Source organism: Nitrosomonas sp. ANs5, from assembly GCF_050584665.1.
In the GTDB taxonomy this organism is placed as follows: Bacteria; Pseudomonadota; Gammaproteobacteria; order Burkholderiales; family Nitrosomonadaceae; genus Nitrosomonas.
In genome coordinates, this window is record NZ_JBEUDO010000001.1 from 65,230 (window position 1) to 81,431 (window position 16,202).

At 51.0% G+C, this 16,202-nt stretch carries 13 protein-coding genes and 1 CRISPR repeat array (1 of these 14 running past the window's edge); all 13 genes read left to right on the forward strand.

Features of this window, described 5'->3' with window-relative positions; genetic code table 11:
• Window positions 1–272: 272 nt before the first annotated feature.
• The 13 genes from ABTW62_RS00260 (at window position 273) to cas2 (ending at window position 15,296) form a co-directional block, all read left to right on the forward strand.
• Window positions 273–1,196, forward strand: coding sequence for a carbohydrate kinase family protein (locus ABTW62_RS00260; protein WP_430902565.1), 924 nt, complete (start codon window positions 273–275; stop codon window positions 1,194–1,196).
• 109 nt (window positions 1,197–1,305) lie between these two features.
• A complete protein-coding gene (locus tag ABTW62_RS00265; RefSeq protein WP_430902566.1) occupies window positions 1,306–3,477 on the forward strand; it encodes an HAD-IIB family hydrolase in 2,172 nt (723 codons plus the stop codon).
• A gap of 418 nt (window positions 3,478–3,895) precedes the next feature.
• Window positions 3,896–6,274 (forward strand): sucrose synthase, encoded by a 2,379-nt coding sequence (locus ABTW62_RS00270; RefSeq protein ID WP_430902567.1) that lies wholly within the window; start codon window positions 3,896–3,898, stop codon window positions 6,272–6,274.
• Between the two features lie 142 nt (window positions 6,275–6,416).
• The gene (locus tag ABTW62_RS00275) at window positions 6,417–6,695 is read left to right on the forward strand and encodes a hypothetical protein (RefSeq protein ID WP_430902568.1); all 279 of its coding nucleotides are present in this window, start codon (window positions 6,417–6,419) and stop codon (window positions 6,693–6,695) included.
• A 343-nt stretch (window positions 6,696–7,038) separates the two neighbouring features.
• Window positions 7,039–9,285, forward strand: coding sequence for a CRISPR-associated endonuclease Cas3'' (locus ABTW62_RS00280; RefSeq protein ID WP_430902569.1), 2,247 nt, complete (start codon window positions 7,039–7,041; stop codon window positions 9,283–9,285).
• Window positions 9,286–9,297: 12 nt separating this feature from the next.
• Window positions 9,298–9,963: a type I-C CRISPR-associated protein Cas5c gene (gene cas5c / locus ABTW62_RS00285; RefSeq protein ID WP_430902570.1), complete on the forward strand. Its 666-nt coding sequence runs from the start codon at window positions 9,298–9,300 to the stop codon at window positions 9,961–9,963.
• Window positions 9,960–11,672 carry a type I-C CRISPR-associated protein Cas8c/Csd1 gene (gene cas8c / locus ABTW62_RS00290; RefSeq protein ID WP_430902571.1) on the forward strand — a complete coding sequence of 571 codons (1,713 nt, stop codon included), beginning with the start codon at window positions 9,960–9,962 and terminating at the stop codon, window positions 11,670–11,672. The genes cas5c and cas8c overlap by 4 nt, the downstream gene beginning before the upstream one ends.
• A gap of 5 nt (window positions 11,673–11,677) precedes the next feature.
• Window positions 11,678–12,562, forward strand: a complete 885-nt coding sequence (gene cas7c / locus ABTW62_RS00295; RefSeq protein WP_430902572.1) for a type I-C CRISPR-associated protein Cas7/Csd2 — start codon at window positions 11,678–11,680, stop codon at window positions 12,560–12,562.
• Window positions 12,563–12,877: 315 nt separating this feature from the next.
• Entirely contained in the window at window positions 12,878–13,084 is a 207-nt protein-coding gene (locus ABTW62_RS00300) for a hypothetical protein (RefSeq protein WP_430902573.1), read from the forward strand.
• Window positions 13,081–13,329: a type II toxin-antitoxin system HicA family toxin gene (locus ABTW62_RS00305; RefSeq protein WP_430902574.1), complete on the forward strand. Its 249-nt coding sequence runs from the start codon at window positions 13,081–13,083 to the stop codon at window positions 13,327–13,329. The genes ABTW62_RS00300 and ABTW62_RS00305 overlap by 4 nt, the downstream gene beginning before the upstream one ends.
• Window positions 13,329–13,955, forward strand: a complete 627-nt coding sequence (cas4, locus tag ABTW62_RS00310; protein ID WP_430902575.1) for a CRISPR-associated protein Cas4 — start codon at window positions 13,329–13,331, stop codon at window positions 13,953–13,955. Before ABTW62_RS00305 ends, cas4 begins: the two co-directional genes overlap by 1 nt.
• A gap of 13 nt (window positions 13,956–13,968) precedes the next feature.
• Window positions 13,969–15,003 carry a type I-C CRISPR-associated endonuclease Cas1c gene (gene cas1c, locus ABTW62_RS00315; protein ID WP_430902576.1) on the forward strand — a complete coding sequence of 345 codons (1,035 nt, stop codon included), beginning with the start codon at window positions 13,969–13,971 and terminating at the stop codon, window positions 15,001–15,003.
• 2 nt (window positions 15,004–15,005) lie between these two features.
• The gene (gene cas2 / locus ABTW62_RS00320) at window positions 15,006–15,296 is read left to right on the forward strand and encodes a CRISPR-associated endonuclease Cas2 (protein ID WP_430902636.1); all 291 of its coding nucleotides are present in this window, start codon (window positions 15,006–15,008) and stop codon (window positions 15,294–15,296) included.
• Between the two features lie 180 nt (window positions 15,297–15,476).
• Window positions 15,477–16,202: a CRISPR direct-repeat array (repeat unit 37 nt; unit sequence GTAGCGCCCGGCCATTCGGCTGGGCGAGGATTGAAAC) (it continues 385 nt past the right edge of the window).

Here is a 16,202-nt window from a genome sequence, read left to right on the forward strand (position 1 = left end):
ATGGACCCTAGGAGGCTGTCCGAGAATAGCGATCGTAGCGAGGAGGGCGAGGCTGATTGAGCGGGATTTTTCGATCATTTGAGGCGAATAGTCGTTCTATTCAACGAAAAGGATCGTAAAATCCGGCCAATCAGGCTCGTCCGCAGTAGATCAGTTTATTCTCGGACAGTCTCCTAGGGACTTTGGCTTGCCGGTTGCGAGCCAGGATCCGTAACCCGTATGATTCATATATATGGGGTAAGTGACCATCACAGATAGGAGTCTTACAGAGAATGCCTACTGATCTTGATAAACCCGCTAAAAACATCATTCTGTTTGGCGAGGCACTGGTCGATGTTTTTCCCGATGGTGCAGTCGTGGGGGGTGCGCCTTTCAACGTGGCGCGCCATCTTCAGGCTTTCGGCCTGCATCCGGTTCTGATTACGAGAACCGGCAATGACCGCTACCGACACAAGCTCATCCAATTGATGGATGCGTTTGCCATGTCCACATCGGGCATTCAATGCGACACCCATTATCCGACTGGCCAAGTCAGAGTGGAATTTGGCGAGAATGGCCATACCTTCGAGATTCTCCCCGAACAGGCCTATGATTTTATCGACCCGGCCGCTGCCGCTGAAGCTGCTTCATCCATCCAGCCCGATCTGGTGTATTTCGGCACCCTCGCACAACGCAACGAGACTTCCAGGGCCGCCCTGCAAGAAATCCTGCATCATTCTCGGCCAAGTCCACGGTTGCTCGATATCAATCTGAGAGAGCCGTGGTATACCCCGCAAATCGTTCGGGATTCCCTGATTCATGCCGATTATGTCAAAGTCAATGAAGATGAGTTAACCGCGCTACCGGAATTGACCGGTCTGCCCGCCATGCATGATGGGCGCGATATTGCTCAGCGTTTGCTTGAAGAATTCCAATTGCAGGCCGTGCTGGTGACGTGCGGAGGAGAGGGCGCATGGCTGCTCGACCGTTCGGGTGCCGTGGCACATACGGGCGGTATTGAGAATGTATCGATCAAGGATACGGTTGGCGCAGGCGATGGCTTTTCCGCCGTATTCATACTCGGGATGCTGTCCGGCTGGCCGGAAGAATTGATATTGGAGCGGGCAAACCAATTCGCCGCTACCCTGTGTGGCATACGGGGCGCGATTCCTGATTCATCGGAGTTTTACAAGCCTTTTATCGATGCCTGGAAATAATCGATGAGAACTGAACGCAGTGCTTATCCAGGGTGCATGGCAGACCTCGTTTGTCTCGATAAATACCCGGCGGTTGTGACCGCTCACCTTTAAGGTTGTAACTACACCCATGCTAGACCAAAAACTCTATATCTTGATGATCAGTGTGCACGGCCTGATTCGTGGCGATGACATGGAACTGGGGCGTGATGCCGATACCGGCGGGCAGATTACGTATGTCGTTGAGCTGGCACGCGCGCTGGGCCGGCATGGCGATGTCGCCCAGGTGGATTTGTTGACCCGGCAAATCGAAGATTCTCATGTTTCGCCCGACTACGCGGAGCGGATCGAGGAACTCGGTTTGCATGCGCGCATTGTCCGGCTGCCCTGTGGCCCCAGGAAATACCTGCGCAAGGAATTGCTGTGGCCGCATCTCGACCAGATAGTCGACCGATGCCTGCACTATCTGCGCCAGCAAGGCCGCTTGCCGGATCTGATCCATACTCATTATGCGGATGCCGGCTATGTCGGTCATCATTTGTCCAATCTGCTCGGTATCCCGCAAATTCATACCGGCCACTCGCTCGGCCGCCCGAAACGTGAACGTCTGCTTGCTTCGGGACGCAAGGAGCAGACCATCGAGCGCCAGTTCAATTTATCCCAGCGCATCGCTGCTGAAGAAGATACGTTGATTCATGCTTCGCTGGTGGTGACGAGTACCTGGCAGGAAATTGAAGATCAGTACGGCATGTATGAGAATACCGACCCCCGGCGTTGCCGTGTCATCCCGCCTGGTACTGATACCTCACGTTTTTCACCTCCGGGGCGCAAACCGATCGTACCATCCGTCCAGACCAGCATCGACAGGTTTCTGAATGAACCGGGCAAGCCGATGATCCTGGCCATTTGCCGTCCGGATACGCGCAAAAATCTACATGGCCTGGTGCAGGCCTATGGCGGTGACAAATCCTTGCAGGCCATGGCCAATCTGGTGATTGTCGCCGGTTCCCGTGAGGATATCCGGGATATGGAGGATTCCCAGCGCAAAGTCATGAGCGATATGCTGTTCGATATCGATCGCTACGACTTGTGGGGCAAAGTGGCCATTCCCAAGCATTTTACCGGGGAAGACGTGCCGGAGCTGTACCGCCTGGCCACGCGCCGACGCGGTGTGTTTGTCAACCCTGCACTGACCGAACCTTTCGGATTGACGCTGATCGAGGCCGCTGCCAGTGGATTGCCGATTGTCGCGCCGGAAGACGGCGGCCCCCGCGATATCATTGCCAATTGCCGTAACGGGCTGCTCGTCAACACCTTGAATCACTCAGATATCGCTGCCGCGCTCAAGGAAGCTTTTGTCGACAAGAAACGCTGGCGCGACTGGTCCAAAAATGGCGTGCTCAATGTCAGGCGGCATTACACCTGGGATGCGCATGTCGCCAAATACCTCAAGGAAGTCGACAAACTGCTGCACAAGGAGCGCAAACGCTTGCGCCGCCAGCATGCGGCGACCTTGCATTACGGCCAGGCGCCGATGCCACTGGCCCAGAAAGTCGTGATTTGCGATATCGACAATACATTGCTGGGTGACGAACAAGGACTGGCCGAGTTATTGCAATGGCTGCGTGCGCATGCCAAAACTATTTCTTTTGGCGTGGCGACGGGCAGAACGGTTGACAGTGCGATCAAGGTACTCAAGAAATGGCGCGTGCCCATGCCTGATCTTCTGATCACCTCGGTCGGCAGCGAAATCAATTATTGGCCTTCGCTGCGGCCGGATAAAGGCTGGATCAATCATATCCGGCACCAATGGAGACGGGATACGTTGGCCGAGGTGTTGAAAGAAGTGCCTGGCCTGACGCTGCAAGCGGCCGAGAACCAGCGTGAGTTTAAATTGAGTTACCTGGCGGCGCCCGAAGACATGCCGCCGCTGGAGCAGCTCTACCAGTATTTGCATCAACAGAACTTGCATGCCAAACTGATTTATTCGCATGAAGCGTTTCTGGATGTGCTGCCTGTACGCGCTTCAAAAGGGCAGGCCGTGCGCTATCTCGCCTATAAGTGGGGGTTGTCGCTGAAAAGCTTCCTGGTGGCCGGGGATTCGGGCAATGACGAGGAAATGCTGGTCGGAGACACGCTGGGCGTGGTGGTGGGCAACCATAGCCCTGAACTGGAACCATTGCGGGGTTTGGAGCAAATTTACTTTGCAAGCAAGCCTTATGCCTACGGGATTCTCGAAGGGTTGGCGCATTATGGATTCATACAAGCCGACTCGCATGGTGATCCACACGCCTCGCGCTAGGCTAGGTATGGGATGGCATGGCATACCATGCCTAGGAGGCTGTCCGAGAATAGACTGATCTACTGCGGACGAGCCTGATTGGCCGGATTTTACGATCCTATTTCGTTAAATAGAACGACTATTCGCCTCAAATGATCGAAAAATCCAACTCAACCAGCCTCGCCCTCGCTACGATCGCTATTCTCGGACAGCCTCCTAGCCGGTTGGGATATGTTACCGATGACCGGCATTGAGTGCTGCACTGGGCACTTGCAACCAGCCGGCATGAATGGATTCTGCAACGGCTGTCTCTTCCTTTCGCCCCCCGGGGCGAATGCCTGATTGATTCGGGATGCCCGTCAGGACATCTCTTCCTGCGTAAACCAGAAAAAGCCTGCTTCACTTTTATAATCAGTGATATAACCGGGAGTACATTACCATGATTGATGCGCTGATCACCTACACCCAACAAAACCGAGACGTTGTCTATACCTTGTTGCGGCGCTATTTTGCGCTGAACCGCACCTTGCTGTTGCAATCCGATCTGTGGCATGAAATGCAGCTGATGGAGAGAACATTCGATCGTTCGGATGCGCTCTATAACTTTGTGCATCGCTTACAGGAAGGGGTATTCTGTTCCCCCTGGGCGTATTTTGTGCTGCGCCCTGATGTCGCTGAATGGGTCTTCGTGCGTATCCATCAGGATCATCTTTATCCGGAAAAAATAACGGTCAGCGAATTTCTCCGCTTTAAAGAAACGGTAGTCAAAGGTGTTTCTGCCGAATCGGTGTTGGAAATCGATTTTGACCCATTTGGCCGCGGATTTCCTAAATTGAAGGAAACCCGCTCGATTGGACAGGGCGTTATTTTTCTTAACCGGCAACTATCCAGTGAAATGTTCACCCGAATTGAAAAGGGGGGTGAAAAGCTATTGCATTTTCTCGGTGTGCATGCGATCGATGGCCAGCAACTGATGTTCACCAGCAATTCGCGCGATACCCATAGCACTCGCAGTCAGTTGCGGCAGGCGCTGGAAGCGCTGGAAAAACACGATGGCGCGACACCATGGTCTGAACTGGAGCAGGAAATGAACCGACTCGGGTTTGCACCGGGCTGGGGGCATGATGCAGCCAGAGTAAGTGAAACCATGAATATGTTAATGGATATTCTGGAAGCGCCTTCTCCGGCTGCGCTCGAAGCATTTCTGGCGCGGATACCGATGATTTCACGGCTGTTGATCTTGTCTCCGCACGGTTATTTCGGACAGGACAACGTGCTCGGCCTGCCAGATACCGGTGGCCAGGTCGTTTACATTCTCGATCAGGTCCGGGCGCTGGAGAAGGAAATGCAAGAGCGCCTGCTGTTGCAAGGTGTGCATGTGCAGCCCAAGATATTGATTGTCAGCCGTTTGATACCCGATGCTGGCGATACCACCTGCAACCAGCGCCTGGAGAAAGTTAGCGGTTGCGAGAATACCTGGATCTTGCGAGTTCCATTTCATAAAAGTAATGGGGAAATCATTCCTCACTGGATTTCGCGTTTCGAAATCTGGCCACATCTGGAAGACTTCACCCGGGATGTCGAACGGGAGGCGCTGGCCGAATTGGGCGGCCGCCCAGATCTGATCATCGGCAATTATTCGGATGGCAATCTGGTGGCCACATTGTTGAGCAAGCGGTTGGGTGTGACACAATGCAATATTGCTCATGCGCTTGAGAAGACCAAATACCTGCATTCGGATCTCTACTGGCAGGAAAATGAGGACAAATATCACTTTTCCTGTCAGTACACCGCCGATTTGCTGGCGATGAACGCCGCCGACTTCATCGTGACCAGCACCTATCAGGAAATTGCCGGAACCCGGGAAGCAGAAGGCCAGTACGAGAGTTACCGGGCCTTTTCCATGCCGGATCTTTATCGCGTGGTCAATGGTATTGATTTATTTGACCCGAAATTCAATATTGTCTCGCCGGGGGCGAATGCCGATGTCTATTTTGCCTACACCGACCAGGAGCGGCGCTTGCGCAGCCTGATACCGGAAATCGATTCCATGATTTTTGGAGATGACGCACGTTTTCCGGCGCGGGGCGTATTGCAGAATCCCGACAAACCGTTGATTTTTACCATGGCGCGTCTGGATCGCATCAAAAACATCACCGGCCTGGTGGAATGGTATGGCGCTTCACAACGCCTGCGTTCACTTGCCAATCTGGTCGTGGTAGGCGGGAATATCGACCCGCAGCAATCTTCCGACCATGAAGAGCAGGAACAAATCCACCGCATGCATCAGCTGATGGACGAATTTGGACTCGACCAGCAGGTCCGCTGGCTGGGCATGCGTCTGGATAAAAACTTGGCTGGCGAGCTCTACCGCCATATTGCCGACAAGCGCGGCATATTCGTACAACCAGCGTTGTTCGAAGCATTCGGCTTGACGATCATCGAAGCCATGGCATCCGGTTTGCCGACATTTGCTACCCGTTATGGCGGGCCGTTGGAAATCATCCAGCATAATCGCTCCGGCTTTCATATCGACCCCACTGAAGGTGCGGAATCTGCAGACCTGATCGCCGATTTCCTCGAACGCAGCCAGGAGAATCCCGAAGAATGGGAGCGCATTTCGCATGGTGCACTCGATCGCGTGGCCAGCCGTTACACCTGGAAACTGTATGCGGAACGCATGATGACACTGTCACGCATCTACGGTTTCTGGAAATTTGTCAGCGGGTTCGATCGTGAGGAAATGGATCGTTACCTCAATATGTTCTACCATCTTCAGTTCCGGCCGCTGGCAAACAAACTGACAAAAGACGTATAGTTTGTTCTGTCCTCCACTGTGGGGAGGTACGAGGTGGCGCCAGCCGGCACTATGCTTCCGGCTCGGCACACACAGGATACATTCGCGTACCATGGCATGATCAGACTCGTTCAAATTCCTGGATGGCTGTGCCGCATATACGGTGCGCAGCGACGATGAACGGGTAGTCAGAGTGCGCTTGCGCGCCGCCAAATACACCCGCCTGTCATCAGCAAGCCGGTGCAAAGTGCATCCAGGCTTGCTCACAAAGACGGCTTCGGTGGATGTGTCCGCCACCCAAAGCACAACCACCGTCTTGGCGAGGCTCGAGGGCCGTGGCCATCCAGCACCGCCGGTAACCCACCATAGCGGTCCGGCCAAGCAGCTTGCCCCATTATTCGTGTGTATGTGCGGTTATCATGGCCGGGTGGCGGCAATATGATTCGCCCGGCCTCCTTCCGTGCTGCACTGGATTGCTTCTCTGCACTCGCGAAGACGGCGGTGGCGGTTGATGAAGAGAAGGGGTGCGCTTGCGCAGCATTGATCGCGAATTGAAGGATAAAACCCGGCGTCACGTCCATTTTGATCCAGAACCGGTTATGCTGGAATGATAGGGGACAAACGGCATAATCAAAATGGATCGCCTGCAGCGCAGCTACCAATTACAGCAAATATTATTCTCCACACACTCTCCCGTTACAAGATGGCAGCTTGAAAAAAGACTCGGGTGCTTGCCGCGATGAGCTTTGCTCCTGGTTTTAGCCCCAAAAGGTTCACTTTAAAAAATGAAAAATGAAAAAAAGCAGATTCTTGCTCACGTTCGGCAGGATGATAATGGTGTCTGGAGAGTGCATACGCTGGATGAACATTTGCATGAGGTGGCGCGGCGAGCGGGGGAGGCCGCGGCTATATTCGGAGGTGAAGATTGGGCCAGACTTGCCGGGCTATGGCATGACCTGGGCAAATACCGAGAGAAATTTCAGAAATATATTAAATCAGCGAGCGGCTACGATACCGAAGCGCATATTGAAGGTGCGCCAGGTCGAGTGGATCATTCAACGGCAGGAGCGATTCATGCTGTTGAGAAACTGGGGTCGCAGGGTCGCATTCTGGCTTATTTGATTGCGGGGCACCATGCTGGATTGCCGGATTGGAATACAGCGGAAGGTGGGCAATCTACACTTTTCAACCGGATTGAGGAAGGTAAGAAAAAGGCATATTTGCAAGAAGCCTTGTTTGCTTCTCCGCCTGCTGAGATTCTGGATCAGACCCGTCCGTCATCCTATCCCCCAAAGGGTTCGTTGGCCTTATGGCTCAGGATGTTGTTTTCTTGTCTGGTGGATGCGGATTTTCTGGATACGGAAGCTTTTATGGATGACAAAAAGAGCATGTTACGTAGCGGCTATCCTTCGCTGAAAGTACTACAAAACATGTTTGACCAGTACATGAAGGATATAGCTGCCAAAGCTAAAAGCAGTTCCGTGAATCGTATCCGAGCGGAAGTTCTACGTCAGTGCTGTGAAAAAGCACAATTACCTTCTGGCTTATTCTCGCTTACCGTGCCGACGGGTGGCGGCAAGACACTTTCGAGCCTGGCATTTGCACTCAAGCATGCGGGATTTCATGGTAAGAAGCGAATCATTTATGTCATTCCCTATACCAGTATTCTTGAGCAAACTGCGGAAATCTTTCGGAGTATTTTTGGTGATGAAAATGTAATTGAGCACCACAGCAATCTCGATCCTGATCGTGAAGATTCGCGCTCAAGGTTGGCGGCAGAGAATTGGGATGCGCCTATTATCGTTACTACTAACGTGCAGTTTTTTGAGTCACTATTTGCTGCGAAGACCAGTCGTTGCCGCAAGTTGCACAATATCGTCAACAGCGTGGTGATTTTGGATGAAGCGCAGTTGTTACCTCCGAAATTTCTGGCACCCATCCTGCACGTGATGCGGGATTTGGTTGATGGTTATAAAGTCAGTTTTGTGCTTTCAACGGCAACACAGCCAGCTTTCTCACCACGTCCCAAATTTTCGGGTCTCAGTGGTGTGCAAGAGCTGATGGATAATCCTGAACAGCTATATGCTGATCTCAAGCGCGTCGAAACTAAATTACCTGATAACTTTACCTGTCATTGCAGCTGGGAATCCATTGCCGAAGAATTGCAGCAACATGAATCTGTGCTCTGTATTGTCAATTCGCGCGGAGATTGCCGTGCATTGCATGATCTGATGCCGCACGACACTATTCATCTTTCTGCCCTGATGTGCGGACAGCACCGCAGCGAGGTCATCGCCGCGATCAAGCAGCGTTTGAAGGACGGCATTCCAGCACGCGTGATTAGCACCCAATTAGTCGAAGCAGGTGTGGATATGGATTTTCCAGTAGTCTATCGCGCATTGGCGGGATTGGATGCGGTGGCGCAGGCCGCTGGACGCTGTAATCGCGAGGGTGCGCTGCCAGGGTTGGGAAAAGTAGTGGTCTTTGTTCCGCCCAAGCCAGCTGCACCTGGTTTACTGCGCAAGGCGCAGCAAAGTGGACAGGAAATCATGCGGCTGACTGAAGGCGACCCACTGACTCGCGAACGTTTCGAGGCTTATTTTCAACATTACTATGCCAGTCTGAACAATCTGGATAAAGCCGATATTGTTGGCTTGTTGGATTTACACAATCATGCGGAAGCAAGACGAGCAGAATTCAACTTTCGCACGGCCGCTAACAATTTTCGCTTGATCGATGAAGAGGGGCAAACTGCTGTCATTGTGCGCTTTGGTGAAAGCTTGAGACTGATCGAGGCGCTTGAAAAAAGCCAAGCCATGCAACCGCATGAGCGCCGTGCGATCTTGCGTAAGTTGCAGCGCTATACAGTCAATATCCGTGAGCATGAATACAGAACAATGATAGAAAATCAAGAAATTAGAGAGATCTTTCCTGGGGTGTGCATACAAAATACAGATCTGCTTTACCATTCACAGCTAGGGCTCTTGATCAACAAGGATATGGTTTTTGATCCAGCACAAGGCGTGGTTTAAAAAGGGGAATGAATGAAAACATATTGTCTTGAAGTCAGCGGAGATTTTGCCTGTTTCACTCGACCGGAAATGAAAGTAGAACGCGTAAGCTACGATGTGATGACGCCGTCATCGGCTCGCGCAATATTCGAGTCCATCCTGTGGAAGCCGGTCATTCGCTGGCATATCGATCAAATTGAGGTACTTAAGCCGATCCGCTGGGTTTCCATCCGGCGCAATGAGGTGGGTGCAGTGATTTCGGTGCGCAATGCCCAGGAAGCAATGAATAAGGGTGCAGGCTGTCTTGGGCTGAACATCGAAGATGAGCGCCAGCAGCGCGCCGGATTGTTTTTGCGCGACGTGACTTATCGTATCCATGCGCATTTCGAGTTGCAACCCAATGCTGGTGAAAACAACACGCCTGCAAAATTTTTGGATATGTTTGAGCGCCGTGTTGAAAAGGGGCAATGTGTTAATCAACCTTATCTCGGTTGTCGCGAGTTTGCCTGTAATTTCCGGCTGGTCGACTCTGTTCAGGCGCAATCGAATTCTGTAGCAGAAACGCGTGATTTGGGTTGGATGCTGTACGACATGGACTACAGCGATGCCACTGATCCGCAGCCACGCTTTTTTCGTGCCGCGCTGGAAAACGGCATACTCCGGGTGCCAGCGTGGAATAGTCATGAGGTGAAAGGATGATCCTGCAAGCGCTCAACGAATATTATCAGCGTAAAACCCGGTTGCCGGACAATAGCTTGGCACCACTTGGTTTTGAGCATAAAGAAATACCCTTTCTTATCGTCCTGACTGCAGATGGCAATTTTGTGAGTTTTGACGACACACGCGAAGGTGCAGGAAAGAAAAAAACCGCAAAATCCTATCTTGTGCCGCAGACCGTTAAGCGATCCTCTGGGGTTGTGGCTAATATGTTATGGGATCATTCTGGCTATGTTTTTGGTGTTGATAATAAGGGAAAGCCGGAGCGTGCCAAGGAGCAACATTTGGCATTTGTAGAAACCATTCGCTCTCGCTTTTTTGATTACAATGACTTAGGTATATGCGCTGTTTTGTCATTTTTAGAGCAGGCTAACTTTGAAAATGTTTTTTCACACCCCTTATGGCCGGAAATTCTTGAAACAGGAGCTAATCTAACGTTTCGCTTGGAAGGTGATCCTGGTCCGGTTTGCGAGCGTCCCGCAGTTGTTGCGGCATTATCCAACGCAGAGAATGTAATTTCTGAGAAAACTGCACGCTGTTTGATATCGGGAGAAGAAGATGTAATCGAACGCCTACATCCTTCGATTAAGGGCGTATGGGGTGCGCAAAGTTCTGGTGCAAGCATTGTTTCTTTTAATTTGGATGCATTCAGTTCTTATGGCAAGTCTCAGGGTGATAATTCACCAGTGGGACAGCGTGCAGTTTTCGGCTATACCACCGCACTCAATCATTTACTAGCAAAAGACTCAAAACAACGGCTGCAGGTGGGCGATGCATCGACGGTTTTCTGGGCCGCTACACCGGGGCATCCGATGGAGGAATTATTCCCCGGCTTATTTAGTGAACCACCTAAAGATAATCCCGATCTTGGTGCTGCGGCAGTCGCCGCATTATTGAAAGCACCGAAAACCGGTGCTGGTAACTTTGAAGACGATAGTACCCGGTTTTATGTGCTGGGTCTGGCGCCCAATGCTGCTCGTATCGCTGTGCGCTTCTGGCATGTCAAAACAGTAGGTGAACTCGCAGTAAATATTCGCCGTCATTTCGATGATCTGCATATTCTCCATGCGCCGCATGAACCGGATACATTATCGCTATTCCGCTTGCTGGTAGCGACTGCAATGCTGGGTAAATCAGAAAACATTCCACCCAATCTCGGGGGCGATGTCATGCGCAGCGTGATCGAGGGCTTACCCTATCCGCAAACCCTGCTTTCCGGAGCAATCCGTCGAATTCGAGCCGAACAAGAAGTTACCTATTCGCGTGCTGCAATCATCAAAGCATGTATAAATCGTCAATCAGGCAAGGAGGAACTCAAAGTGTCACTGGACGAAAATAATATCAATACCGCTTATCAGCTGGGCCGGTTGTTTGCGGTATTGGAGCGCATTCAAGAACGCGCCAATCCAGGCATCAACGCAACCATACGCGATCGTTATTACGGAGCGGCATCGGGGACGCCAGTCACTGTTTTTTCAACGCTACTCAAGCTGAAAAATCACCATCTTGCCAAGTTGGATAACAGAGGCGAGGTTATCAATCATGAAAAGCTATTGGGGCAGATAATGGATGGTATTACCGACTTTCCGGCTCAATTAACTCTTCGGGATCAAGGCCGTTTTGCTATTGGCTACTATCATCAGAGACAAGCATTTTTTACCAAATCTGAATCCTCAATCAAGGGAGAATAATTATTATGGTACTGAACAACCGCTACGATTTTGTTTTGCTGTTCGACGTCAAGGATGGTAATCCTAACGGTGATCCGGATGCTGGCAACTTACCACGTGTGGACGCAGAAACTGGACGCGGTTTAGTGACAGATGTCAGCTTGAAGCGCAAGGTGCGTAACTTTATCGGTACAGTCAAGAATGAAGAACCTCCCTTTGAAATCTACATTAAAGAAAAGGCAATACTCAATAATCAGAATAAACGTGCTTATATCGGTATTGGGAAAGCAGAGCTTCTTGAAGGTAATGATAAAAAACGCAAGGGTGGTGATGCAGTCGATGAAGCCAGACAGTGGATGTGTCGTAATTATTATGATGTGCGCACTTTCGGAGCAGTTATGTCGATGGGTATCAATTGCGGGCAGGTACGTGGGCCGGTGCAACTAACCTTTGCGCGTTCGATTGATCCAATTGTGGCGCAAGAACATTCCATCACGCGCATGGCAGTTGCGACCGAAGCAGAAGCAGAAAAACAAAGTGGGGATAACCGCACCATGGGGCGAAAATTTACCGTGCCATATGGCCTCTATGTTGCGCATGGTTTTGTATCCTCTTTTCTTGCGAAACAAACCGGTTTTGATGAAACAGATCTTGAATTGCTCTGGCAATCACTCGCTAACATGTTCGAACATGATCGTTCTGCCGCGCGTGGAGAAATGGCAACACGTGGTTTATACGTTTTCAAACATGATAGTGAATTGGGCAATGCGCCTGCCTACAGTCTGTTCGAACGAATTCAGCCGAAGCTCAGGGATGGCATTGCCATCCCCCGTAACTTTAGCGATTACCATGTGGCAGTAGATCAATCCAATCTGCCGTCTGGTGTACAGCTGCTGCAGCTGGTTAGTTAAGCGTAATGGGTTGCGGGGTGCCATGGCGCTGCTGTCTTTGCCTAAATTGGAACTAGAGATCATTTCTTACTGGGATGAAGCGCGAATGCTTGAAAGTTATCCATATCTGATTCCGGCAGATTTGTGAGTGATGGAGAAACCCAGGGCTAATGCTGGATGATTCTGAAGTTACTGACTGTTGGGAATTTTCCTTTCCTGGCTATCCCCAGAGTTTCATCGAAGGGGTTTGCGATGTTTTTTCAACTAACGAGCCCTAAACGTCCAGGGAATGACTGCCAGCCATGGGAAAGGATGGACTGAAAGGAGTAAATTACTATGAATGAAATCATTTTCCTCGTCGAAGAAGCGCCGGAAGGTGGATATGCCGCTCGTGCACTGGGTGAATCGATTTTTACCGAAGCAGATGATCTTGCTAGCCTGCATCAACAAGTGCGTGATGCCGTACATTGTCATTTCGATGAAGGTGAGGTGCCCGAAATGATTCGTCTGCATTTCGTACGTGAGGAAGTCATTCAGGCATGAAAATGCCACGCAATATATCCGGTCAACAGTTGATTAAAGCATTGGGCCGGCTTGGGTATGAAACAACCCAGCAAACCGGTAGTCATGTGCGGCTGGAATGCCATCTGCCAAAAAGACATCATTTGACGGTTCCGTTGCACGATCCATTACGCATAGGAACGCTGGCGTCCATATTGAGTGAGGTAGCAAAGCATCATTCCTTATCAAGGGAGCATGTGATTTTGAAATTATTTGGAAATGATTGATGGCAAAGGGTGAAGCGGACGATCCCATCATGCTTTCAGCTTTGCAGCATTACAGCTATTGCCCCCGGCAATGTGCGCTGATTCATATGGAGCAGATTTTTGACGAAAATGTGCATACCATGCGGGGTAATGCGGTGCATGAGCGGGTTGATCAACCTGGGCTGGAATCATTTGAGGGTGTGCGCACGGAATATGCCTTGCCGGTCTGGTCTGATCGTTTGGGCTTGATTGGGAAATGCGATGTGGTTGAGTTTTATCCGGATGGGCGTATTTATCCGGTGGAATATAAGCATGGAAAGAAACGCGCTAAAGTACATGATGACTTGCAACTGGCAGCGCAGGCACTCTGCCTGGAGGAAATGCTTGGTACGCCGGTTACGCATGGTGCGATTTATCACCACTCTTCTCGCCGCCGACGCGAGATTGTCATCACAGATTCGTTACGTCAGCAAGTGGAAGAAACCGTGAAAGCTGTACGGTCAATGCTGGTGTCGCAGAAACTGCCATCTCCTGCAAACGATGCGCGATGCAAGGAATGCTCCTTGATGGAAATCTGCCAACCGCAAGCCATGGCTGATAAGGCCGGGCAAAGTAAAGCGCGCGAGAGTTTATTCGAACCCGACTGATAGCAGGAATTGTATGTATCAAATGCTCAATACATTGTACGTCATGACACCAAGCGCTTATGTGCATTTGGAAAATAATACGTTGCGTATAGATGTGGAACGGGAAAAGCGTCTGCAGGTGCCATTGCACCATTTGGGGTCTGTGGTTTGCTTTGGCAATATCATGATATCGCCAGCATTGATGCATCGTTGTGCCGATGAAGGCATCAACTTTGTTTTGCTTGATGGAAACGGGCGCTTCAAGGCCAGGCTGGAGGGGGCTGTCAGCGGCAATATTTTGTTGCGCCAGGCGCAGCATCGCATGGCGGCCGATGCTTCGTTTGCATTGACGATCGCTAAGGCCGCGATTGCTGGAAAATTGCGTAACTGTCGTCAGGTATTGCTGCGAGGGGCGCGAGAAGCATCGGATGAAAATGATCAGCAGGCGTTAAGTATGGCAGCACAATCTCTTGCTGTTTCGATTCGTAATTTGCCGTTTGCGGATAACCTGGATAGTGTGCGCGGCATCGAAGGGGATGCAGCAAAGACCTATTTCTCGGCCATGCCTTGTCTGGTACGTCGTGATATACGCGAATTCTTTACCATGAATGGGCGAACACGCAGGCCCCCGCGTGATCGCTTCAATGCGTTGCTATCGTTTCTCTATTCCATGGTAATGAATGATTGCCGTTCGGCGGTTGAAAGCGTGGGACTCGATCCTCAGTTGGGTTTTCTGCATAGTGTTCGTCCTGGCAGAGCCGCGCTGGCACTTGATCTGATGGAGGAGTTTCGCCCGATTCTGGCAGATCGTCTCGCTCTGACATTGATCAACCGGGGGCAGATTTCTGAGCGGGATGTACAGGCACGAGAGGGCGGGGCGGTTTATCTGCAGGATGATGCAAGGAAAATTGTGGTGACGGCCTACCAGGAGCGCAAGCAGGAGGAAATCACGCATCCCTTGCTTGAATCCAAAGTACCATTTGGATTGTTGCCGCAGCTGCAGGCACGATTTTTATCCCGCACCATCCGGGGTGAAATGGATGGTTATATTCCTTTTCTTGTGAGGTAATGATGTTGATTATCGTGACCTATGATGTTTCGACAGAAACCAGAGAAGGCCGGAAAAGGTTGAGACGTGTGGCCAAGGTTTGTGAGGGGCATGGTCAGCGGGTGCAAAAGTCGGTATTTGAACGCAAGGTCAATTTGATGCAATTCGAGGAATTGGAACGACGATTGTTGGCTGAGATCGATGAAAAGGAAGATAGCCTTCGGCTTTATCGTTTAAAGGAGCCATTCGAATTGCATGTGAAAGAATATGGTAATTTCAAGGCTGTAGATTTTGAAGGCCCTCTCGTTATCTGATTTGCGCGGATGTCAAGCAACCGTAAAAATACAGGGATATTCGCGCTTCTGTTATCTGTATGAAAAATAGATACATTCCATCAGGAAATCAAATTTCCTGCTCTCTCAAAGAACCGATGCGTATGGGTTCGCGTATTGGCTACAATTTTATTTGCTGTATGATGGAGTTGTAGTTGTACTGTAGCGCCCGGCCATTCGGCTGGGCGAGGATTGAAACAGTTTCTCGGCCTTCAAAGAAAAAATCAAATACAGTAGCGCCCGGCCATTCGGCTGGGCGAGGATTGAAACAAAATCTTTCTCATGCTCTCCTCTTCTTCATGGCGTAGCGCCCGGCCATTCGGCTGGGCGAGGATTGAAACCTCAATAAGTAAATACGCCTGCGTTGATTCGATTGTAGCGCCCGGCCATTCGGCTGGGCGAGGATTGAAACAGACTACAGCGGTCGGCTTAATAGTGGCGTGGGACGTAGCGCCCGGCCATTCGGCTGGGCGAGGATTGAAACTGGAATTAGAGCGAGGGTATGAGTAAAAACTACGTAGTAGCGCCCGGCCATTCGGCTGGGCGAGGATTGAAACCTTTTGATCGATTAGAGAGGGGAAGTACAGATGGCGTAGCGCCCGGCCATTCGGCTGGGCGAGGATTGAAACAATGCTATCGGCTGCTTCTCTGATATTTTCAGCCTGTAGCGCCCGGCCATTCGGCTGGGCGAGGATTGAAACGATAGATCCGCGATGACCAGCTTCAGGTCCCTGCCGTAGCGCCCGGCCATTCGGCTGGGCGAGGATTGAAACTGCTACCAGAACGGGGATAACAAGGCCCATAAGTGGTAGCGCCCGGCCATTCGGCTGGGCGAGGATTGAAACTGAATCATATCCACGCGACCATGCTTTTTAACCAGTAGCGCCC